1 protein-coding gene is annotated in these 1,165 nt (G+C 55.0%); it reads left to right on the top strand.

The genetic code is table 11. The annotated features are described in order from the left end of the window. Positions 1 to 280: 280 nt before the first annotated feature. Positions 281 to 1,165, top strand: an 885-nt coding sequence (locus AC1DRJ_RS28715; RefSeq protein WP_477805115.1) for a YdgA family protein, incomplete at its 3' end; no start/stop codon positions are given.

Here is a 1,165-nt window from a genome sequence, read left to right as displayed (position 1 = left end):
CATCAGATCTCCATTGTTCAGATCCTATGTCCACTGAAGATCTAATGTGGGAGCGGGCTTGCTCGCGAAGAGGACCTGATAGCCTCTGAAACTCTCAGCCCTTGTAAAGTGTCCATAGTCACTTCAGTTCCAAAGACACTATTTAACCTTTAATCATTGGGCCGCCCGGTGCGCTCAATGCTAATCTCCACCGCACTTTTAGCGGAGTCGAGCCGTAACCCGTCACGGGTTCAGGGAAGACGACGACACCTTCAAACAATGGATATTGACTGGGTCATTCATGAATAAATCAGCAGGCGTGCTTCTTGGAATCGTCGTAGCCATCGGTGCAATCAGCGCGGGCGGTGCCTGGTACACCGGGACTAAAATCGAAGGTGTGTTGAACACCGCCATCGCCGACGCTAACAAAGAGCTGAATGCCGCGCTGCTCGGTTCCAATGGCACCGCATCGCTGGAACTGGTATCGCTTGATCGTCATGTGTTCAGCAGCACTGCGCACTACCGCCTCAAAGGCGAAGGCGAGATGTTTGGTGAAACCCCGGTTGAATTGCTGTTTGCCGACCACATCGAACACGGTCCGCTGCCGTTCTCGCGCCTGGTCTCTTTCAAGTGGTTGCCGGTCATGGCCACCAGTCACTACGAACTGGAACGCACCTCGCTCACCGAGAAGTGGTTTGCCGCCGCCAAAGACAAATCCCCGCTCACCGGCGTAGTCAGCATTGGTTACGACAACTCCACCAGCGGCACCCTCGAATTGCAACCGCTGGACGTCGTGCTGGACGACAAGTCCACCCTGAAATTCTCTGGTTTGAACCTCGACGTCGCCGCCAGCGCCCAGGCACAGAAGGTCAAGGCCAACGGCTACATGAACAGCCTGACGCTGAGCACCGTGGCTGAAGATCAAACCCCGTTGAAGGTTGAACTCAATGGCCTGACCCTGGCCAGCAACCTGGTAAAAAGTACCTACGGTTACTACACCGGCGAGAACACCCTGGAGCTGACGGACAGCAAAACCACTTTTGGTGCCAAGCAATCGGTACTGGGCCTCAAGAAATTTGAAATGAAGAACCTGACTGCGGAATCGGGCACCAGCGCTTCGGGGCGTGCCGATTACAAGGTGGGTGAAGTGTCGATGAACGGCAAAGCTGTCGGCGCTGTGCAAATG

The organism is Pseudomonas sp. P5_B2 (assembly GCF_056400445.1).
The sequence above is the reverse complement of the archived record's forward strand: the minus strand, read 5'-3'. Positions and strand labels throughout refer to the sequence as shown.